Raw genomic sequence first — 20,738 nt, forward strand, 5'->3', positions numbered from 1 at the left:
TTATACCTTCACTTTCGAGAGTTTGAGATTCAGCAGCGCCATGGCACCGACGAGGATGAAGATCATCGTGGCGATGGCCGCGGCCAGGGCGAAGTCCTGCCCGGAATCCTGGAAGGCAATGCGGTAGGTGTAGCTGACCAAGAGATCCGTGGTGCCGGCCGGCGTGGTCGCGCCGATGATGTCCGGGCCGCCACGGGTCAGCAGGGTGATCAGCACGAAGTTGTTGAAGTTGAAGGCGAAGCAGGCGATCAACAGCGGCATCAGCGGCTTGATCAGCTGCGGCAGGGTAATGCGCAGCAGGTTGTCCAGCGGACTGGCGCCATCGATCGCCGAGGCCTCGTACTGGTCCCGCGGGATGGCCTGCAGCAGGCCCATGCACAGCAGCAGCATGTAGGGGTAGCCGAGCCAGGTGTTGACGATGAGGATCATCGTGCGTGCCAGGGTCGGGTCGCTGAACCAGTCCGGACGGATGCCGAACAGCCCCTCGAGCAGCAGGTTGATCTCGCCGAAGTTCTGGTTGAACAGGCCGCGGAACACCAGGATGGAAATGAACCCCGGCACCGCGTACGGCAGGATCAGCATCAGCCGGTAAAAGGCCTTGCCGCGCACCAGCTCCCATTGCAGCAGGCTGGCCAGCACCAGCCCCACGGCGAGGGTGAAGACCACGGTGAGCCCGGCGAAGGCGAACGTCCAGGCGAAGATCTGCACGAAGGGTTCACGGATGCTCGGCTCGCTCAGTACCCGGGTGAAGTTGGCGAAGCCGGCGAACACGGTGAAGCCCGGCGGCACCGCCTTGCCCGTCTCGTCGACATAGAAGCCGCGCTCCATGTCGGCGGTCAGGCGTGCACCGCTGCGGGTATCGACCAGCACGCCGGGGCCATCCTGACGATAGACGGGTTCGACGGCGGCGACTTCACGCAATCCGTACAGCCGCAGCAGGCTGCCGTCCGGCCCCTGCATGACCCATTGTTCCAGCGCCTTGCGCCGCTGAATCACCTCGCGCAGCGGCAGCGCCTCGCCCAGCCCATCGACGTCCTCGGCCGGCTGCAGCGTCAGCGGTGCTTCCGCATCCGGTTCGCCGGTCAGCGGCGAGCTGACGAACACGCCCTGCTCGCCCTTGTCCACCCGCAGCCGCTCGCCATCGGGGCTCGGGTGCAGGGTGAAGCGAAAACGCTCGCCGGCCAAGTAGGTCTGGCTCAGGTGGTACTGCTCCACCTGGGCCAGGCTCAGCAGGTTGCTGCCGCTGTAGTTGGTAAAGCCGATGCCCACCGTGTACAGCAGCGGGAAGATGACGAACACCAGCATTCCCGCCACCGATGGAAAGATGTAGCGCTGCGCGTACATCCGCCGGTTGATGAACAGGTAGCTGGCGATTCCGGTCACCACCAGCCCGAGCAGGGCGAAGGCCATCTGCCCCTGCACGTAGAGCGCGACCACCAGGTACAGCGCAAAGGCATTGAAGGTCAGCCACGCCAGCCAGCGCAGGCCGTTGGTCAGGGAGCGGGGCAGGCCCCGGGAGGTCGTACGGGTCATGGCTGGGCTGGGCAACTCGGCACGGGCATTCACGGGAGCGGAACCTTTGAGAACGGAGCATAGTCCGCCGGCGCGCCCGAGGCGGCGGCCGGCGACGGGTTCAACGGGTGATGCGCTTGGCGGCATCGTCCAGGGCGGCGTCGACGTCCTGTCGGCCGGAGGTGATGTTGGTCAGCGCGGCGGCCATGGATGACCAGAACGCGCCCATCTCCGGCACGTTGGGCATCGGCTCGCCCATCTGTGCGTTCTCGAAGGTCGCCTTGATGTGCGGATTGCTGGACAGCTCTTCCATGTAGGCGGTGTTGGCCACCGCACCCAGCGGCACGTCGGCGTTCACAGTCTTCAGGCCGTCGACCTCGAGCAGGTAGTTCTCGAGAAACTCCACGGCCAGGTCCTTGTTCGGGCTGGCGGCGTTGAGCAGCGCGGCGGCGACGCCGACGAAAGGCTTGCCCGGTTCGCCGTCGATGGCGGGAATCGGTGCCACGCCGAAATCGATGCCGCTCTTCTCGATGTTCGACCAGGCCCAGGGACCGCTGATCATCATCGCTGAGTCACCCTTGTTGAAAGCCGCCTCGGCCACGCTGTAGTCGGCGCCCTTGGGCATCACGTCCTTGTCGATCAGCTCGCGCAGCACCTTGGCACCGGCCTTGGCGCCGGCATTGTTGACCCCGGTGGACTTGACGTCGTAACCGCCGTCGGTCTGCTCGAACACATAGCCGCCCTTGGCCGACAGCAGCGGCCAGGTGAAGTAGGTGTTGTTGTAGTCCCAGAGAATGGCGCGCTTGCCCTGCGGGGCGAGCTTCTCGTTCAGCGCCAGGACGTCGTCGAAGCTCTTCGGCGGGGTGTCGACCAGGGCCTTGTTGTAGATCAGGCCGATGGTTTCCACCGAGATCGGATAGCCCCACAGCTTGTTGTCGTAGGTCACCGCCTGCCAAGAGAAGTCGGCGATGCCGGACTTGGTCTCGGCGCTGGGGGTAACGGGGGTGAGCAGGCCGCTCTTGGCCCATTCGCCGATGCGGTCATGGGCCCAGATGAAGATGTCCGGGCCGTTGCCGGTGGCCGCCGCCTGCTGGAACTTGTCGGTGGCACTGTCCGGGTGGGCCACTTCCACCGGAATACCGGTCTCGGCGGTGAACCGCTTGCCAACCTCTGCCAGGCCCTTGTAGCCCTTGTCGCCGTTGATCCAGACGACCAGCTTGCCTTCTTCGATCGCTGCCAGCGCCGGCAGCGGCAGGCTGAAGGTGGCCGCCAGGCCGACAGTGGCGATACACCAGAATTTCTTGTTCATGCTTCGCTTTCCTCGTGGCTTCTTATTAGTTGTTCCACCTGCTGCCGGCCTGAGGCTCTGACAGTCGTTCCATCCTCGGCGCGTCCCGTGCCATCTACATCCTCCCCTTTCAGGAGGCGGAGGGCGTAGATGTGGGGCGTAGGCAGTGGCCCGCAAGCGCACAAAATACGCCATCAGCCTAGCGCTTACGCCTATACCTGGCAGCCAACGCGCAGTCAAATGTGGCGAAAAAGCATAATGGAGCCACTTCGATGCGTGCCCACCGCCTACCCGCCCTGTCGCTGCTGCTCGGACTCACCCTAGCGCTGCCCGTACTGGCCGATCCCGAGCTGGCTGCCCGGCTGGATGGCCAGCCGCTGCCGCTGAACTGGAATGCCCTGGCCAGCGACCGCTACGACATCGAGCTCAGTCTCGCGCCCGGCCAGCTGCAGTTGCGCATGCCTCAGGCCAGCGGCGAGGCCGTGGCGCTTGCGCCCTTTCGCCGTCAGCCGCTTGGCACAGACAGCATTTACCGCTACGAAGTGCCTGAAGCCGGACGCTATCGGCTGATCGTCGAGACCGGCGCCGCGCCGGCCCTGCGCCTGCTGCCGATCAAGGCCGCCGAGCCGGAGGCAGCCACCGCGGTCTGCAAGCCGTGGGAGGGTGGCGCGGTGGAACTGGCGGTTGGCGAGGTCTTCGGCGAGGGCGAAACCCTGCGCGACGCGCTGTCCGGCGCCACGGCGGTGGTCCGCGACGGCCGGGTCAGGCTGCAGCCCGCCGCCGGCAGTGACGGTCTGCTGCTGCTCGAACGCGCCGAAGCGCCCGAGCAGCCGGTCGCACGCGACTGGCGCAACGCGATCGTCTACTTCGTGCTCACCGACCGCTTCGCCAACGGTGATCCAGGCAACGACCGCAGCTATGGCCGCGCACCGGATGGCGCCGAGGAGATCGGCACCTTCCACGGCGGCGACCTCAAGGGACTGACCGAACGCCTCGACCATATCGCCAGCCTCGGCGTCGATGCGCTGTGGATCAGCGCGCCCTACGAGCAGATCCACGGCTGGGTCGGCGGCGGCGATCGCGGCGACTTCCGCCACTACGGTTACCACGGCTACTACGCGCTGGACTTCACCCAGCTCGACGCCAGCATGGGCAGCGAAGACGACCTGCGCGCGCTCATCAGCGCGGCCCATGCCCGCGGCATCCGCGTGCTGTTCGATGTGGTGCTCAACCATCCCGGCTACTCGACCCTGCAGGACATGCAGCAGCTCGGCTTCGGTGCTCTGCGCGACGGCATGGCCGAGTACCTGCCCGAGCAGTGGACAACCTGGCAGCCGGAAGCCCACGAGAATCTGCACGCCTATCACAACCTGGTGGACTACGAGCACCCGAGCTGGGCCGCCTGGTGGGGTCGCGACTGGGTACGGGCGGGCATCGCCGACTACGACACGCCACCCAGCAGCACGGTCGATCCGCTCAAGGGCTCGCTGGCCTTCCTGCCGGATTTCCGCACCGAGTCCGAGGCGGTCGTCGCGCTGCCGGAGTTTCTCGCGCGCAAGGCGCAGACCCGCGCCGAGCCACGCGAAGGCTACCGGGTGCGCGACTACCTGATCGAATGGCTGACCGGCTGGGTGCGCGAGTTCGGCGTCGACGGCTTCCGTGCCGACACCGTCAAGCATGTCGAACCCTCGACCTGGGCCGAACTGCGCGTGGCGGCCGAGCGCGCCCGCGCCGACTGGGCCCGCGCCAACCCGGACGACCCCATGGCCGGCGAGCCGTTCTGGATGGTCGGCGAAGTGTTCGGTCACGGCCCCGAGGCCAGCGACTATCTGGACCAGGGTTTCGACGCGCTGATCAACTTCGCCTTTCAGGATCAGGCGCTGGCCGCCAGCGACTGCCTGGCTGCCGCCGAGCCCAGTTACGCCGACTATGCCCGGCGCCTGGCCGAAACGCCCGAGCACAACCTGCTGAGCTATGCCTCGTCGCATGACACCGCGCTGTTCAACCAGCTGGCCAAGGGCGACCTGGCGCGTCAGCGCGGGCTCGCCACCGCCCTGCTGCTGGCGCCCGGCGCGGTGCAGGTTTACTACGGCGACGAAAGCGCCCGCGCCTTCGGGCCCACAGGTTCGGACCCCTTCCAGGGCACGCGCAGCCCGATGAACTGGGACGAACACGAGCGCCCGGAGATCGCCGGTCTGATCGATTACTGGCAGCGAATCGGCCAGTTCCGCGCGCGCCACCCGGCGATCGGCGCGGGTACGCATCGACTGCTGTCGTCCGGCCAGCCCTATGCCTTCGCCCGCACGCTGGGCGACGACCGCATCGTCGTCGTGCAGGCCGGTGCATCGCTCACCCCCTGAATCGCCCGTCCCGGGCCGCAGCCCGGGACGCAGCCGCCCCCTGCCTGGAGCCCGCAATGAACGCAACCCTGAACCCGCGCCAGCAGGCGCAGCTGGCCTTTGTCGCCAGCGGAGCGGAACTGCAAGTCGGCCAGCCGCAGGACTGCCCGTTGCCGCTGGCCACGCTGGTCGCCACCGACGGCAGCGAACCCTATGTCAGTCGCACGCTGTCCGGCGGGCTCACCGCTCACGTCTACCGGATCGAAGCGGCAGGCCGTAGCTGGACGCTCAAGCGCGCCCGCGAGCGCTGCCTGGTGCAGAACGCCGATGGCCAGACCTCGTTTCTCAACGAGGTCCAGCGGCGTGCCGACCTGCGTGCGCTGAAGGCCCGGCCCGAGCTGGCCGAGCCGCTCGCCGGGATCGTCGACACCTGCTATGCGAGTTTTCGTCACGGCGTGCTGCTGTCGCCCTGGATCGACGGCGAGGTCGTCGGCGACTGGGATGAAACGCGCCTGGCAGACCTGTTCGACTGCATCATCACGCTCGCCTCGGCCGGCCTGTTCGAGTGGGACCTGTGCCCAGGCAACGTGCTCGACGACGGCCGCATCCGGCTGTTCGACTTCGGCTACCTGTACCGCTTCGATCCGCTGCGCGAGTTCAACAGCGATGGCCTCGCCTGCCCGGGCTTCCATCCGGTCGAGCGTTTCGAAACGCGGCAGTTCTTCGCCTGGCTGCTCGGACAGGAGGCACTCGGCAGCGCCCGTGCGCTGGCGGCGTTCCGCCTGGAGAAAGCGATCGCCCTGGACCGCTACCGGCGCTGGCGGGCCGAACTGGCCGGCCGCGGCGCCAGCCCGGCCGTACTCGAACGGCTGGACCGGCTGATCGACAGCTGGCGCACGGCCCTTGCCGGCTCGGCCGAGGCGCTCTACCTGCGCGAAGCGTGGCGCTCGCATCGTCTCGACCTGGCCGACGATCTCGACGGCCAGACCTGCACGCCGCAAACCCTGCAGCGCCTGGCCTGGCTCAGGGAAACGGTTGGCGCACGCCACGCCGACCTGCTCGCCGCCGACGCCCTGGCCCATGAGCGGGCCCCGCAACGCGCCGCCCTGCTCGACGAGCTGCGCCGCGCCGAAGCGCAGGCCATCGGCTGGCAGGTGCCGCGGGCCTAGGCCAGACGGGGACAGCCGGACCGTCGCCGCCGCCCGGTCGCATTCAGGTGCGGTAGCGCGCGCAGAGCGCCTGCTGCTCGGCGGACATGCGCGCCTGGCGTTCGCTGCTGTCGCTGATCGCCACGACGCTGTCCATGTGCAGCTCGGCCGCGGCATCGATCGCATGCATGCCGCGCGACACCTCTTCGGCGGCGAGCCGTTGCTGGCCCGTGGCCGAATCGATTTCCCGCGACATGGCGGCGATGTGCTCGACCTGGCTGCGGATTTCCTGCATCAACCGGTCGGCCTGCCCGACCTGATCGAGGGTGCCCTGCATCTGCGCGCGACTGGCCTCCACCGAACGCACCGCCGCGCCGATGCCCTGGGCCAGGCGTTCGATGCGCTGCTGGATCTCGCCGGTCGACTGCGCCGTGCGCCGGGCCAGGCCGCGCACCTCGTCGGCGACCACCGCGAAGCCACGTCCCTGATCACCGGCGCGCGCCGCTTCGATCGCTGCATTGAGCGCCAGCAGGTTGGTCTGCTCGGCAATCGCACGGATCACATCGAGAATCTGCCCGATCTGCTCGCTCACCGCCTCCACGTTGGCGATCTCGGCCACGCTGGTTTCCAGCTGCTCAGCCAGGGCTTGCGTGCCGATGCGGGTCGCGGCCATCCGCTGGCTGCCCTGCAGGGTCAATGCCTCGACACTGCCGACCCGCGTGGCCGTCTCGCCGGCATGCTGCGCCACCTCGCCAAAACTGGTCTCCAGCTCGGCCAGGCTGACGGCGAGCGCCCCGATGCTGCTGCGTTGCTTCTCCAGCCCGGCACGCGCCTGGCTGCAGGCCTGGGCATTGCGGCGGGCGATCTGGTCCTGTTCGTCGGCGTTGCGCCCGAGCTGGGCCAGTGCGTCGCGCAGACTACCGCCGACCCGGTTGACCCATTCACCGACACGTCCGAACTCGTCCGCGCGCTGGTACTCGCAGCCGCCGCGCAGATCACCGTCGGCCAGGTGCCGCAGGCTGCCGCTGACGGCGGCCAGGGCCATGCGCATGGTGCGCCCCAGCCACAGGCCCATGGCCAGCGCCACCGCGATCGACAGCCCGGCCATCGCCAAGAGGCCGGCCACACCCTGACGATAGGTCTGCGCGGCCAGGCCCAGTTGCCTGTCGCTGGCCTGCTGGGCGCTGGCGATGAGCGTGCCGATGTCCGCGCGTGCCTGGCGCTGCAGGCGACCGAGCTGCAGTTTCTGCTCGCGGTTGGCCTGCTGGTCGGACAGCCAGGCGTAGTACTGCGCCACCGCGCCATTGCCGGGCACAGCCAGTTGCTGCTCGATGGCGGCGAACGGCGCCTGGAAGCTGTGCGCGTAGTCGGTACGGCTGTCCTGGTGCGGTTCCAGATCGAGGAGAACGTTGTCCAGCTTCTTCTGCAGGGCCGGCAGCCGCTGCGCGATCTGCGCACCGGCTTCATCGAGTGCCTTGATCGAAGACACGCCGATGGCATCGAACAGCAGCGCCTCGACCTGCTCGAGCGGGATGATGAACTGCTTGATGGAATAGGCGACCAGCTCGTCGCCAGTCACGAACTGCGCCTGCAGCAGGTCCTGCTTGAGCCGCGAGAACTGCAGCTGCAAGTCGCGCAGCGCGACGGCGTTGCGCCCCACGCGCGCGAGCAGGTCGCGCTGCGCATCGATCAGCGCCAGGCTGCGGCGGTCGAGCTCCGGCAACAGCGCCGCCAGGCGTTGCTTGGTCTCGGCATGTGCCGGCGTCACCCGCTCCAGCTGGGCGAACAGCTCGAGGGCCTGGTCCTGCAGCGTGCGATGCCGGCCGACATAGCCGTCGAGCTGGTCAGGCCGGTCCTCGGCCAGGGCGTCGGACAGGTTCTGCGTCAGGCTCTGCAACGTACCGAAGAAGCTCTCGCTGACCAGCAGACGCGACGCGGTCGACGAGATTTGCTCGGCATTGCCTTGCAGGCGGCCGATGGCAACCAGGCTGGTGCCGGCTACCAGCATCAGCAAGGCCACCAGCGCGGCGATCAGCAGGTACAGCCGGGCCAGGAAGCCAAGCCGGAAAGGGGTCGAGCGGGTCTGGGCCAACATGAACAGCTCCTGATACGACAGCGCAGCGCGAAGGCTTTTATGGTTGTCGTGCCAGCATCGGCGGCCCGGCCCGTCGCCGGCCTCCTCCCTGCCCACCCTGGGTCGGGAGGAGCCGCCCGGCGTAGGCGTAGCCGAGGCCGGGCGGGCATGTCGTCAGAACGAGCCGCTGGTGCTCGCGCCGGCGGCGGCCTGGACCTGGTTGTTGCCGCCCGATTGCCACTGACGCACCAGCGTCGCGTCCGCCTCGTTGCGGATCAGGCACTTCCATTCCACGTTCTGACCGTCAGGCAGGGCGATGCTGCCCTTCCAGGTCGGATAGCTGCTGGTGTCGGTCAGCCGTACCGCGGAGGCCGGGCTCCAGTTGCCGAGCTGGCTGACGTTGCCCACCGCGTAGACGCTGTCGCCCATCTGCGTCACGCCGTTGTCGCAGCGAAAGTTCACATTGACCAAGCCACCCTCGCCGCCGTCATTGCCGCCGCCATCGCCGCTACCGCTGCGCCAGACGCGCACCTGGCCGTTGCTGGCGTTGACCGCCTCGCTGAAGCTGCCGCTGGCAACCTGGCCGGGGTTGGCCAGATCGGAGTTGAGCGCCACCACCAGGGTCTGCTGGCTGCCGCTGACGGTAGCGACCAGGCCGCTGTAGCCGCTATGGAAGCTGATCGCCGAATCGGCGCGCACGCCGGCGGTGCGCCGCACCTGGATCAGCTGGCGAATGAAGTCGCCGTAGCCCCAGTCGTACATGTGCGACCAGTACACCACCGGCGTGCCCGGGCTGGTGAGGATGTAGGCGTAGGCCTGGCGGATCAGCCCGTCCTGCAGCGCCCAGTGGTGCTGGCCGCCGTTCTGCCCGGGCGAATAGCCGGTGTCATGGTTGTCGACGAAGGTCACCGCCACCTCGCGCCAGCGCGGGTCGGGGTTGCCATTGAGGCCATGCTTCCAGTCGGCGACCGAGCCGTTCTGCATGCGCTCCTTGAGAGCGAAGTCGAACACCGGGCACTTGGCCCGGTCGGACCAGTCCTTGATGATCTGCTGCCAGCTCGCCGTGTTGCGCCAGTCCCAGCTCGGATATTCAGAAGGGCCTTTCCACAGCTCGCCAACGCAGAAGCTGCTGTCGGCGCTGTCGCTCATCCAGCTGTCGACCCGCTCGGGCGCATAGCCGCGAACGAAGTCGAAGCGGAAGCCGCCGGCGCCGTAGCCGCTGCGCAGGTTGGCGAACTCGTCGCGAAACATGCCGTAAATCTGCGGATGGCCGGTGTTCAGGTCCGACTCGCCGCCGATAAAGCGGTCACCGTCGTCGCAGTCGTTGGGGTAGTTGCCCGGGTCGGCGCAGTCGTTGCGCCAGAAGCCCTGGCCGGCCGGCAGGTTGATCTCCTTGTCCGGGTAGCCGCGGTTCATGTGATTGGGCACCACATCGTAGAGCACCTTCACCCCGGCGCCACCGAGTGCGCCGGCGGCCTGGCGCAGCTGGGCGTCGCTGCCGTAGCGGCCGTTCTTGTTGAAGTCGTGCCAGAAGTAGCCTTCGCCGCCGCCGGACTTGCCGCCGTCGGTCCAGCTGGAGAAGTCACGCCAGGGCACCGGCATCCAGATTGCCGAGAAGCCGTCGGCGGCGATCGTCGAGGCCTGCTGGCGAAGGATGTTGTACCAGTCGTTGGGCGCTTCGCGGACGACGTTCCAGTGGAAGCCCTGGAGGATGATTTCGTCGCCGCCGTGGTAGCGCACGCCGGCCGGGCTCTTGCCGGCCTGGTCAGCGAGGGCGGGGAACGGCAGCAGGACCGCCGCCAATACGGCGGCACGTAGGGTCTGGCTCATCGCAATACTCCGGTTCTTGTGCTTGTTCGCGGGTATCCGGCAACGGACTGCCGAATGAGGATGAACGCCGGCCGCACCTTCGACCGACCTGGGCAGGCTGCCCCTGGGCCCGCTCGCGACCAACCTCCCTGCGCGCGTTCGAGGCGGCGTAGTGGCCAGGCGGAAGGCCCGTGGCAATCATCTGCGCCCCACCCGTAGCGACCCCGCCCCTGGGATTACGCCGCACTCATACCGATTACGCCCTCGAGCTGCGCCAGCGAAATCTCTGGCCGGGAGGATGGCGCTCCGGGCCCCATCCCCGACGCTTTGCGCCACCGATCGGCGTTGCCGCAGCAGGCAGCGCCGGCGTGATCGTTCGGCATTAACAAGAAAAACAAGGACCTCGTCATGAAGCACACCGCGCACCCCCTGTTCGTCCTCAAACCCGCCTGCCTGCTCGCCGCCCTGCTGGTCGGCGGCCCGGCCCTGGCGGTCGATTTCCACGGCTATCTGCGTTCGGGCGTCGGCGCCACAGCCGGCGGCGGCGACCAGGCCTGCTTCCAGGCTGCTGGCGCACCGGCGAAATATCGTCTGGGCAACGAATGCGAAACCTACGCCGAGATCGGCCTCGGCCAGGAGGTGTGGAGCGAAGGCAACCGCAGCTTCTACGTCGACAGCATGATCGCCTACCGCTCCGACCAGGGTAACGACTGGGAAGCCACCGGCACCGACACCAATGGCGGCGAGAACAACCCCTTCGACGAGGCCGGCACCACCTCCATCCGCCAGTTCCACGTGATCGGCAAGAACCTGATTCCAAGCCTGCCGGGCGCGGCGATCTGGGCCGGCAAGCGCTACTACAAGCGCCACGACGTGCACATCAACGACTACTACTACTGGGACGTCTCCGGCCCCGGCGCCGGGATCGAGGACATCGATCTGGGCTTTGCCAAGGCCAGCGTGGCGTGGATCCGCAACACCGACGGCGACTGGGTCTACCAGGGCTCGGGCACCGGCACCAACCTGGCCAACGACACCCTCGATTTCCGCCTGGCCGAGATCGACGTCAACCCGAACGGCAAGCTGGAGCTGGGCTACGACTACGGCAAGGCCAACCTCACCGATGAACAGGAACGCGATCCCGGCTACGAGGACCAGAAAGGCCATCTGGTCACCCTCGAGCACACCCAGAGCAACTGGTTCGGCGGTTACAACAAGCTCGCCCTGCAGTACGGCACCGACGGCATCATCGGTAGCAGCGGGCGCAACAGCACCGGCAACAGCGACGGCAAGATGTTCCGCCTGGTCAACCAGGGCGTGGTGGGTCTGAGCGACAACATCGAGATGATGTACGTGCAGATCTACGAGGACCGCGACTTCGACAACGACTCCGGGCAGACCTGGGCCAGCTTCGGCGTGCGCCCGGTGTACAAGTGGAGCGACGTGATGAGCACCGCGCTGGAGTTCGGCTACGACCGCGTCGATCCACAGGCCGACGGCGAACGCACCCGCGACCTGAAGAAGCTCACCCTGGCCCAGCAGTGGTCGGCCGGCAACAGCTTCTGGGCGCGCCCGCAGATCCGCGTGTTCGCCACCTACGCCCAGTGGGACGGCGGCCGCTACCAGGCGGCCAGCGAATCCATCGACGCCGGTGACGACGACGGCCTCACCTTCGGTATCCAGGCCGAGGCCTGGTGGTAAACCGCGCCGGCTGAACGCCGTTGCACGCAACGGCAGCCTTTCCGCTCCCACCGTCCAGACGGTGCCTTTTGCCCCGACTCTGGCAGGTCGGGGCATTTTTTATCCGGAGAACCGCCATGCATCCTCTATCCCTTCTCGCCGCCGGGCTGATCGCCCTGGCGCTGGCCGGCTGCAGTAGCGAACCGCTGCGTCGGGTCGACGCCCTTGCCGCCAGCCCGGCGCCGCTGCAAGGCTCGGTCGAACAGGCCCGTGCCGCGCTGGCCGCCGCGCCGTCCTGCTGCAGCGGTCTCGACCAGCTGCCGTACCAGCCGCTGGAGGCGGGCTTCAGCGGCAATGTCGTGATCGACAGCCAGGCCCCGGCCTATGCCTTCGAAACCGGCAAGAGCTTCTTGCGCGCCTTCAAGCTGCCGGCCGGCGGCCCGTCGTTCGAGCTGCGCCTGTACAGCCAGGCCGGCAGCAGCGTGCTCGCGCCCAACGCCATGCTGCTGGACAGCCGCATGCGCCCGACCCGCCTGCTGGATGCCGACGATTTCGTCTACGTTCCGCCGACCGGGCTCAAGGGTGACAGCCTGGACGCGCGCCTGCGCATCGACCGCTCGCAGCCGGAGCACCCGGGCAACGAGCGCTATCTGATCCTCTACACCAGCGAGGCGCAGATGGCCGGCCAGACCGTTCTGCAGCACCCGGCCAAGGCCTACGCCAAGGCGCTGGGCAACGAGCCGCCGAGCATTCCCGATCCGGTGGCGCAGCACTCCCCGGTGGGTGTGATCAAGCTGGTGATGATCCCCGACAGTGCCGCCGGCTCGACCGCCAAGGGCTACGTGCCGGGCTACAGCATCGGCCAGGAGATGGGCAACGAACTGCCCGTCGCGCCGGCCCCGGCAGTGCTGCCGGAAACCTCGGCCTACTACCGCCAGGCGATCGATGCCGCGCTGGCCGAGAAGGACCTGGAACGCGCGCTGCGCCTGGCCGACGAGGCGGCGCGGGTGGGCGATACCACGGCCAAACGCCATTTGCTGGAGCGTATCCAGATCAAATGACCCGTACGGGGCGCCGTGAACGCCCCGATTTCATACGCAGGATGCAGCCATGAAAATAACAAGATCTGCCTTGACCCTTCTGCTTCTGCTCAGCACGCCGGTACTGGCGCTCGAGCGTGATGCCCTGACGATCTGGATCAACCAGGACAAGGGCTACAAGGCCCTGGGCGAAATCGGCAAGGATTTCACCAGGGCCACCGGCATGCCGGTAACCGTCAACACCCCTGACGACCTGGCGGTCCAGTTCGACCGCCTCGCCACGACCAGCCGGGGCCCTGACATCGTCATCTTCGCCCACGATCGCTTCGGTTCCTGGATCAACAACGGGCTGCTCGAACCGGTGGAACCCAGCGCGCAAGCCCTGGCGCGTGCGCCGGCGTTCGCCTGGGAGGCGGTGACCATCGGCGCGCGCTACTACGGTTATCCGCTGGCCACCGAGGCGGTCAGCCTGATCTATAACCTGGACCTGGTACCCGTGCCGCCACGCAGCCTGGCGGAAGTGGCGACGCTGGATCGCCGCCTGCGTGCCGAGGGCAAGCGCGCCATCGAATGGGACTACCGCAACCTCTATTTCTCCTGGCCGATCATTGCCGGCAGCGGCGGCTATAGCCTGAGGAAGAACAACGGCATCTATGACCTCACGGACATCGGCCTCAATACGCCGGGCGCCATCGAAGGCATGGAGTCGATCAAGCGCCTGCTCGACGACGGGCTACTCGATCCCGCCGCGACCTATCAGAGCATGATGGAAGGCTTCAAGGACGGGCGCACGGCCATGATCATCAATGGGCCCTGGGCCTGGAACGAGGTACGCCAGGCCGGTATCCGCTTCGCGGTCGGCGACATTCCCACCGCCGACCCGGCGCGCCAAGGCAAGCCTTTCGTTGGCGTGCTCGCCGCCGCGATCAACAGCAACAGCCCGAACAAGGCCGCAGCCCATCGCTTCATCGAGGATTACCTGACCAACGCCGACGGCCTGGCACGGATCAATGCAGAGAAACCCCTCGGCGCAGTGGCCAACCTGGCCTTGATGGAACGCCTGCGGCACGATCCGTTGATCGCCCACACCTATGCTTCGGCACAGGCGGGCGAAATCATGCCGGACATTCCGGAAATGAAGCGTCTCTGGGCGCTGATCACGCCCCGCATGGAACCCATGCTGAGCGGCCGCAAGCCCATCGCGGATACCCTCGACTACATCGCCGAGCGCTTGGCCAAGGGCTCGCAGATGCAATCCTGGCGCCGCCGGCATTATCCGCTGAGCCCCAATCTGGCCGAGCAGCGATAACCGCAGTCACAGTGCTGAGGAGAGGGCCAAGCGCATCGGCTGGGCTTCAGCCCACCCGATGCAAAAAGACGCGAACGAGGCGACTTGCACGCCTGGACACTGCGGTGGATGGGTGGAGCGTCACCCACCCCACGATCGCTGCTGTAAGCGTCGGGTGGCGCTTCAGTCCACCGGATGCGGGGCCCGGTGGCCGAACCGGCTCCTGGGCACAGCGGACCAAAGCGCACCGCCTCAGGCGGTCAGCTTCAACCCCACCAGCCCGGCCAGCAGCAGCACGACGCTCAGCAACCGTGCCGGCGAGGCGCTTTCGCCAAAGATGACGATGCCCAGCGCCACGGTGCCCAGTGCACCGATACCGACCCATATCGCATAGGCGGTACCCACCGGCAGAACCTGCATGGCGCGGGCGAGGAGGAAGAAGCTGGCGGCCATGGCCACCAGGGTGAGCACGCTCGGCAGCGGGCGGGTGAAACCTTCGGAAGCCTTGAGGCCAATGGCCCAGCCCACTTCGAGCAGGCCGGCGATGATCAGCATGATCCAGGCCGAATGCATGACGATGACTCCAGCAACGGCAGGGCCGTCCCCGCATGATTCGACACGCCCCGGGTCGTCCCGCGGCGGATGCGACCCTAGCACAGCCGCGCACCGTTTTGGACCACTCGCAGCGTCCGTTGATCGATGGCGTTCCTAACCGGGGATATGCCGAACCATCGCAGATGCCAGCGGTGGATGGGTGAAGCGTCATCCCCCTACGAGCCCCGTAGGGTGGAAAACTGCAAAGCATTTTCCACCTTGAAAGGGCCGTGATCCCATCGGGAAGGCCACGCGGTGGATGGATGAAGCGTCATCCACCCTACGAGTCCCCGTAGGGTGGAAAACTGCGAAGCATTTTCCACCTTGAAAGGACCGTGATCTCATCGGGAAGGCCACGCGGTGGATGGATGAAGCGTCATCCACCCTACGAGTCCCCGTAGGGTGGAAAACTGCGAAGCATTTTCCACCTTGGATAACGGACAGATGCCCTGCCTCAGGCCACCTCATACCCGCGAGCCGCTTCGCTCAGGTAGAACCAGGTGGGACGGTCCAGCTCCAGCTCGGCGCCCAGCAGCGCCTCCTCGATCCGCTCCCAGCGCAGGCTGCCGAGGATCGGTAACGGCCGGCCGGGCAGCTGCCGCAGCCATGCCAGTGCCACCTGGTTGGCCGTGGCGCCCCGGTCGGCGGCGACCTCATTGAGTGCGCTGCACAAGCGCTCACCGAAGCGTCCTCCCCCCATGGGCGACCAGGCCAGCACCTGCAGGCCGGCAGCCTGCAACGCATGCAGGCTGCCATCCCATACCCAGTGCTGGGCCTGCAGTGACAGCTCGATCTGGTTGCAGCGCAGCGGCACGCACTGGGCCAGTGCCTGGCAATGCAGGATGCCGGCGTTGGACAGCCCGACCCAGCCGACCTTGCCGCTGGCGACCAGTGCGTTCAGCGTCTCGGCCACCTCGTCGACCTGCAGCAGCGGGTCCGGGCGATGCAGCAGAAAACCATCGAGTCGTTCCACGCCCAGTCGCGCCAGGCTGCCTTCAACCGCCTGGCGCAGGTAGCGGGCACTGGAGTCGTAGTGCTTGACCCGCCAACGCGAGCAGTCCTGCCCCGCCGGCACGATATCGGCCTTGCCGATGATCTGCAGGCGCTGGCGCAACCCGGGTGCCTGGCGCAGGGCCGCGCCGAAGTGCGCCTCGCATTGCCCGCCGGCGTAGATGTCGGCATGGTCGAAGCCGTTCAGCCCGTGCTCGACACAGCGCTCGATAAAGCCCAGCAACGCCTGGGGCTCACCCAGCTCGGGGTATTCCAGCAGGCGCATCATGCCCAGCAACAGCGGCTGGGCGAGCACGGGTGCGGCCATCGTGGCGCTCCGTCAGAAGATGTAGTCGGTGGTCAGGAAGCTCGACTGGCGGTCACGAATGATCCGGTCGACCAGCTCCTTGTTGGCCTCGTTGAAGCGCGTCGCCACCAGGGTACGGATGGAGAACACGCGCAGGGCGTCATGTACCGACAGCGTGCCCTCGGCGGAATTCTTGCGACCATTGAACGGATAGCTGTCCGGTCCACGCTGGCACTGGGCGTTGATGTTGATGCGCCCGACCTGGTTGACGAAGGCATCCACCAGCCGGCCTACCTGCGCCGGGTCGTTGCCGAAAATCGACAGCTGCTGGCCGTAGTCGGAGGCGGTGACGTAGTCGATCACCTCCTGCAGGTCGCGGTACGGCACTACCGGCACCAGCGGGCCGAACTGCTCTTCGTGATAGACACGCATGGACGAATCCACCGGGCTCAGCACCGCCGGCTGGAAAAAGGTCTGGTGCGACTCGCCGCCGCCGGCATTGATCACCCGCGCGCCCTTGGCCACGGCGTCTTCCAGCACCGCATGCAGATAATCGGTCTTGCCCGGCTCGGGTAGCGGCGTCAGCGCCACGCCCGGCTCCCAGGGCATGCCCGCCTTGAGCGCGTTGACCCGCGCAGCGAAGCGTTCGAGGAAGCCATCGAGCACCGCCTCATGCACGAAAAGGATCTTCAGCGCGGTGCAGCGCTGGCCGTTGAACGACAGCGCGCCGGTCACCGCCTCCTCCACGGCGTTGTCGAGATCGACCTGCGGCAGGACGATGCCCGGGTTCTTTGCATCCAGCCCCAGCGCGGCGCGCAGGCGGTGCGGACGCGGGTGCAGTTTCTTCAGGTCGGCCGCGCCCTTGTGCGTGCCGATAAAGGCGAACACGTCGACCTTGCCGCTGGCCATCAGCGCGCTGACCGTCTCGCGACCGCGGCCGTAGATGACGTTGATGACCCCCGCCGGGAAGCTGTCGCGGAAGGCTTCGAGCAGCGGGCGGATCAGCAGTACGCCGAACTTGGCCGGTTTGAACACCACGGTGTTGCCCATGATCAGCGCCGGGATCAGCGTGGTGAAGGTTTCGTTCAGCGGATAGTTGTACGGCCCCATGCACAGCGCCACGCCCATGGGCACGCGGCGGATCTGCCCGAGGGTGCCCTGCTCCAGCTCGAAGCGGCTGGAGCTGCGGTCCAGTTCCTTCAGCGCATGGATGGTGTCGACGATGTAGTCGCAGGTGCGGTCGAATTCCTTCTCTGAATCCTTGAGGTTCTTGCCGATCTCCCACATCAGCAATTTGACCACCGCCTCGCGCTGCTCGCGCATACGCGCCAGGAAGGCTTCGACATGGGCGATACGCTCAGCCACGCGCATGGTCGGCCAGGCTCCGCGGCCGTAGTCATAGGCGGCAACGGCGGCGTCCAGCGCACGCAGCGCGGCGTCGGCATCGAGCAGCGGCGTGCTGCCCAGCACCACCTGACGCTCGCTGCCATCAGCCTCGCGCAGGAATACCGGGCTGCGAACTTCCGCCAGCGGGCCGTCCCAGTGCATCAACTCGCCATCGACCAGATAGTCGCGCTGCTCGACCGGAGCATCCGGCTGATAGGCAGCGGGAATCTCATCGAGACGGGGAAACAGGTCGGCAAGCGGGCGCGCAGTAGTCATGGAACCTCCAAGGTAGCGAATCGGGGCGATCACGGCAGGCCCCACGCCCACCGCGATGGGTCGGACGGATTACAGCTCGCGCTGTTCGGCACGCTCGGCGCGCAGGTCGAAGTCGCGCGGCAGTTCGGCTGGCGCTGCGCTGTCCAGCGCCTGCAGGGCCTGGCGCGTGGCGCTTTCGATGGCGGCCCAGTCGCCGGCACGCACGGCCTTGGCGTCGACCATCCAGGTGCCACCAACGCACATCACATTGGACTGCGCCAGGTAGTCCCTGGCGTTGCGCGCGTTGACGCCACCGGTCGGGCAGAAACGGATATTGCCGAACGGCCCGCCCAGCGCCTTGAGTGCGGCGACGCCGCCACAGACTTCGGCCGGGAACAGCTTGAAGCGGCGGTAACCCAGGGCGTAACCGAGCATGATTTCCGAGGCGCTGGCCACGCCCGGCAGCAGCGGCAACGGGCTGTGCAGCGCCGCATCCAGCAGCTCGCCAGTGCTGCCCGGAGAGACGATGAATTGCGCACCGGCCGCCTCGGCCTGGGCCAGCATGGCGGCATCCAGCACGGTACCGGCACCGACGATCAGTTCGGGGCGCTGCTCGCGCAGCAGGCGGATGGCACTCAGACCCAGAGCCGAGCGCAGGGTGATTTCCAGCACATTCAGGCCACCGGCGGCCAAGGCGTCGGCCAGCGGCAGGATGTCCGCCTCGCGCTCGATGGTGATCACCGGCAGGATGCGCGCGGCACTGCACCACTGGTCGATCAGGGCGATCTTGTCGGTCATGCTGACGGCGCGGGTTTGGGTAGATGTCATGGAAGATTCCTTGCGGCCTCAGGGGCACCAGTAGATTTCGAGGGGACGGGCGAGGAAGGCGCGGATCGGCATCGCTTCATAGGATTCGCCGGCCAGGGCCTGGTTGAGCGTGGCCAGCTTGCCCGGACCGTGCAGGGCGAGCAGGGTCAGCCGCGCGCTGGCCAGCAGCGCCAGGGACATGCTCAGGCGCTGGCGCGGTACGCTCGGCGCCTGCATCGGCAGGCAGCGCCGCGCACCACGCGGGTCGAGCGCCGCTTCCAGGTTCGGGCTGTCGGGAAACAGCGAGGCGGTGTGGCCGTCCTCGCCCATGCCCAGCACCAGCACGTCGATCGGCGGCAGTTCGGCCAATACGGCGTCGGCGCGTTCGGCGGCCTGCTCCAGGCTTGCCGCGCTCTGGTACAGGCCGACCAGGCGCGCCGCAGCGGCCGGCCCCTGCAGCAGATGGCGGCGCAACAGGCCTTCGTTGCTGTCGGGATGGCTGACCGGCACCCAGCGCTCGTCGGCGAGGCTGATGGTGACCTTGGCCCAGTCCAGCTCCTGCTGTGCGAGGCGCTCGAAGAAGGCGATCGGGCTGCGACCGCCGGACACCACCAGCGTCGCCGCACCGCGCTCGGCGATCGCACCGCGCAGGGCGTTGCTCACCGTCAGCGCCAGTTCGCCGGCCAGCTGGTCGGCGTTGCCGAGGCTGAAACCGAGGGTCTGCACAGGCAGATCGAGATTAGAGATCGTCATACCAACTCCTGCCGTCACGGCTGATCAGGGCAATCGAGGCAGCCGGTCCCCAGCTGCCTGCTGCGTAGGGTTTGGGAGGCGCGCCGACGCGTTGCCAGCCGTCGATCAGCTGGTCGCACCACTTCCAGGCGTATTCGATTTCGTCCTTGCGCACGAAGAGGTTCTGGTTGCCCTTCATCACCTCCAGCAGCAGACGCTCGTAGGCGTCGGGGATGCGCGGGCTCTTGTAGGTTTCCGAGAAGTTCAGCTGCAGCGGGCCGCTGCGCAGCTGCATGCCCTTGTCCAGGCCCTGGTCCTTGGTCATCACCAGCAGCGAGATGCCCTCCTGCGGCTGCAGGCGGATGATCAGCTTGTTGCCGATCAGCTGGCGCTGCTCCGGGGCGAAGATGTAATGCGGCGGCGCCTTGAAGTGGATGACGATCTGCGACAGCTTCTGCGGCATGCGCTTGCCGGTACGCAGGTAGAACGGCACGCCAGCCCAGCGCCAGTTGCAGATCTCCGCGCGCAGGGCAACGAAGGTCTCGGTGTCGCTCTGGGTGTTGGAGTTTTCTTCCTCCAGATAGCCTGGTACGTGACGGCCGAGGATGCTGCCGGCCACGTACTGCCCGCGCACCAGCTGCTGACCGAGGTGCTCCGGCGCAATCGGCGCCAGCGCTTTGAGCACCTTGACCTTCTCGTCGCGGATACTGTCGGCCGACAGGTCGCTGGGCGGGTCCATGGCGATCAGGCAGAGCAGCTGCAGCAGGTGGTTCTGGATCATGTCGCGCAGCTGGCCGGCCTGATCGAAGTAGCCCCAGCGGCCCTCGATGCCGACGGTTTCGGCGACGGTGATCTCCACATGGGAAATGTGGTTCTGGTTCCACTGCGTCTCGAACAGGCTGTTGGCAAAGCGCAGGGCGATGAGGTTCTGCACCGTGTCCTTGCCCAGGTAATGATCGATGCGATAGGTCCGGTCTTCCGGGAAGAAGCGCGCCACCGCGTCATTCACCTCACGGGAAGACTCCAGGTCATGGCCGATGGGCTTTTCCAGCACCACGCGGGTGCGCTCGGCCAGCCCCGCCTCGGCCAGCCCGGCGCAGATCGCGCCATAGACGGACGCCGGCGTGGCAAAGAAGGCGACGATGCGTTCGGCCTGCCCGGCCTTGTCCGCCAGCGCAGCGAAATCCCCGGCGCGTCGGAAATCCATACTCAGGTAGTCCAGGCGGGCCAGGAAGCGCTGTAGAACGGCTTCGTCGAGGTCGCGTTCGCTGACGTGGCGGCGCAGATGTTCTTCGATCATCGCCAGGTGACTCGCCGCCTCGCCGCTCTCGCGAGCCAGTGCAAGCAGGCGCGTTTCGGTTGGCAGCAGGCCGGCGCGATCGAGCTGATAGAGCGCGGGAAACAGCTTGCGCAGGGCCAGATCACCGAGGGCGCCGAACAGCGCCAGGGTGCAGGGTTCGACAGATAGTGGCGTCATGATGTTTGTTCT

The 20,738-nt window shown here is 67.2% G+C and carries 15 protein-coding genes; 5 read left to right on the forward strand and 10 right to left on the reverse strand.

The genetic code is table 11. From position 1 onward, the window contains the following. A complete protein-coding gene (malF, locus tag OUY36_RS17810; RefSeq protein ID WP_267935344.1) occupies positions 1-1,566 on the reverse strand; it encodes a maltose ABC transporter permease MalF in 1,566 nt (521 codons plus the stop codon). A gap of 67 nt (positions 1,567-1,633) precedes the next feature. After that, positions 1,634-2,821 (reverse strand): maltose/maltodextrin ABC transporter substrate-binding protein MalE, encoded by a 1,188-nt coding sequence (gene malE, locus OUY36_RS17815; protein WP_044315707.1) that lies wholly within the window; start codon positions 2,819-2,821, stop codon positions 1,634-1,636. A gap of 251 nt (positions 2,822-3,072) precedes the next feature. On the opposite strand from malE (OUY36_RS17815), the gene OUY36_RS17820 reads away from it, so the two are divergent. Next, positions 3,073-5,160: an alpha-amylase gene (locus OUY36_RS17820; protein ID WP_267935347.1), complete on the forward strand. Its 2,088-nt coding sequence runs from the start codon at positions 3,073-3,075 to the stop codon at positions 5,158-5,160. Positions 5,161-5,216: 56 nt separating this feature from the next. Further along, positions 5,217-6,308 (forward strand): hypothetical protein, encoded by a 1,092-nt coding sequence (locus OUY36_RS17825; protein WP_152481718.1) that lies wholly within the window; start codon positions 5,217-5,219, stop codon positions 6,306-6,308. Between the two features lie 43 nt (positions 6,309-6,351). Here OUY36_RS17825 and OUY36_RS17830 read toward each other — a convergent pair whose 3' ends face one another. Together OUY36_RS17830 and mta are read right to left on the reverse strand one after the other, a co-directional pair. After that, entirely contained in the window at positions 6,352-8,382 is a 2,031-nt protein-coding gene (locus tag OUY36_RS17830) for a methyl-accepting chemotaxis protein (protein WP_267935350.1), read from the reverse strand. Between the two features lie 153 nt (positions 8,383-8,535). Continuing rightward, positions 8,536-10,191: a glucan 1,4-alpha-maltotetraohydrolase gene (gene mta / locus OUY36_RS17835; protein ID WP_267935353.1), complete on the reverse strand. Its 1,656-nt coding sequence runs from the start codon at positions 10,189-10,191 to the stop codon at positions 8,536-8,538. A 387-nt stretch (positions 10,192-10,578) separates the two neighbouring features. On the opposite strand from mta, the gene OUY36_RS17840 reads away from it, so the two are divergent. The 3 genes from OUY36_RS17840 (at position 10,579) to malE (OUY36_RS17850) (ending at position 14,199) form a co-directional block, all read left to right on the forward strand. After that, complete coding sequence (locus OUY36_RS17840) at positions 10,579-11,871, forward strand: maltoporin (protein WP_267935355.1); 1,293 nt, start codon at positions 10,579-10,581, stop codon at positions 11,869-11,871. Positions 11,872-11,987: 116 nt separating this feature from the next. Next, the gene (locus OUY36_RS17845; RefSeq protein ID WP_125866944.1) at positions 11,988-12,911 is read left to right on the forward strand and encodes a MalM family protein; all 924 of its coding nucleotides are present in this window, start codon (positions 11,988-11,990) and stop codon (positions 12,909-12,911) included. 70 nt (positions 12,912-12,981) lie between these two features. After that, positions 12,982-14,199 carry a maltose/maltodextrin ABC transporter substrate-binding protein MalE gene (malE, locus tag OUY36_RS17850; RefSeq protein WP_267935358.1) on the forward strand — a complete coding sequence of 406 codons (1,218 nt, stop codon included), beginning with the start codon at positions 12,982-12,984 and terminating at the stop codon, positions 14,197-14,199. Positions 14,200-14,430: 231 nt separating this feature from the next. Here the strand turns inward: malE (OUY36_RS17850) and sugE are convergent, their stop codons facing one another. The 6 genes from sugE to zwf form a co-directional block, all read right to left on the reverse strand. Then, entirely contained in the window at positions 14,431-14,751 is a 321-nt protein-coding gene (gene sugE / locus OUY36_RS17855; protein ID WP_045633470.1) for a quaternary ammonium compound efflux SMR transporter SugE, read from the reverse strand. 475 nt (positions 14,752-15,226) lie between these two features. Beyond that, a complete protein-coding gene (locus tag OUY36_RS17860; protein ID WP_267935360.1) occupies positions 15,227-16,090 on the reverse strand; it encodes an aldo/keto reductase in 864 nt (287 codons plus the stop codon). A 12-nt stretch (positions 16,091-16,102) separates the two neighbouring features. After that, positions 16,103-17,731 (reverse strand): NADP-dependent glyceraldehyde-3-phosphate dehydrogenase, encoded by a 1,629-nt coding sequence (locus OUY36_RS17865; RefSeq protein ID WP_045159631.1) that lies wholly within the window; start codon positions 17,729-17,731, stop codon positions 16,103-16,105. A gap of 69 nt (positions 17,732-17,800) precedes the next feature. Further along, positions 17,801-18,538: a bifunctional 4-hydroxy-2-oxoglutarate aldolase/2-dehydro-3-deoxy-phosphogluconate aldolase gene (locus OUY36_RS17870; protein WP_208216702.1), complete on the reverse strand. Its 738-nt coding sequence runs from the start codon at positions 18,536-18,538 to the stop codon at positions 17,801-17,803. Between the two features lie 18 nt (positions 18,539-18,556). Further along, positions 18,557-19,270 (reverse strand): 6-phosphogluconolactonase, encoded by a 714-nt coding sequence (gene pgl, locus OUY36_RS17875; protein WP_108242294.1) that lies wholly within the window; start codon positions 19,268-19,270, stop codon positions 18,557-18,559. Beyond that, positions 19,257-20,726: a glucose-6-phosphate dehydrogenase gene (gene zwf / locus OUY36_RS17880; RefSeq protein ID WP_267935364.1), complete on the reverse strand. Its 1,470-nt coding sequence runs from the start codon at positions 20,724-20,726 to the stop codon at positions 19,257-19,259. Before zwf ends, pgl begins: the two co-directional genes overlap by 14 nt. Between the last annotated feature and the right edge of the window lie 12 nt (positions 20,727-20,738).

Source organism: Stutzerimonas sp. R40042 (assembly GCF_026642215.1).
In the GTDB taxonomy this organism is placed as follows: domain Bacteria; phylum Pseudomonadota; class Gammaproteobacteria; order Pseudomonadales; family Pseudomonadaceae; genus Stutzerimonas; species Stutzerimonas frequens.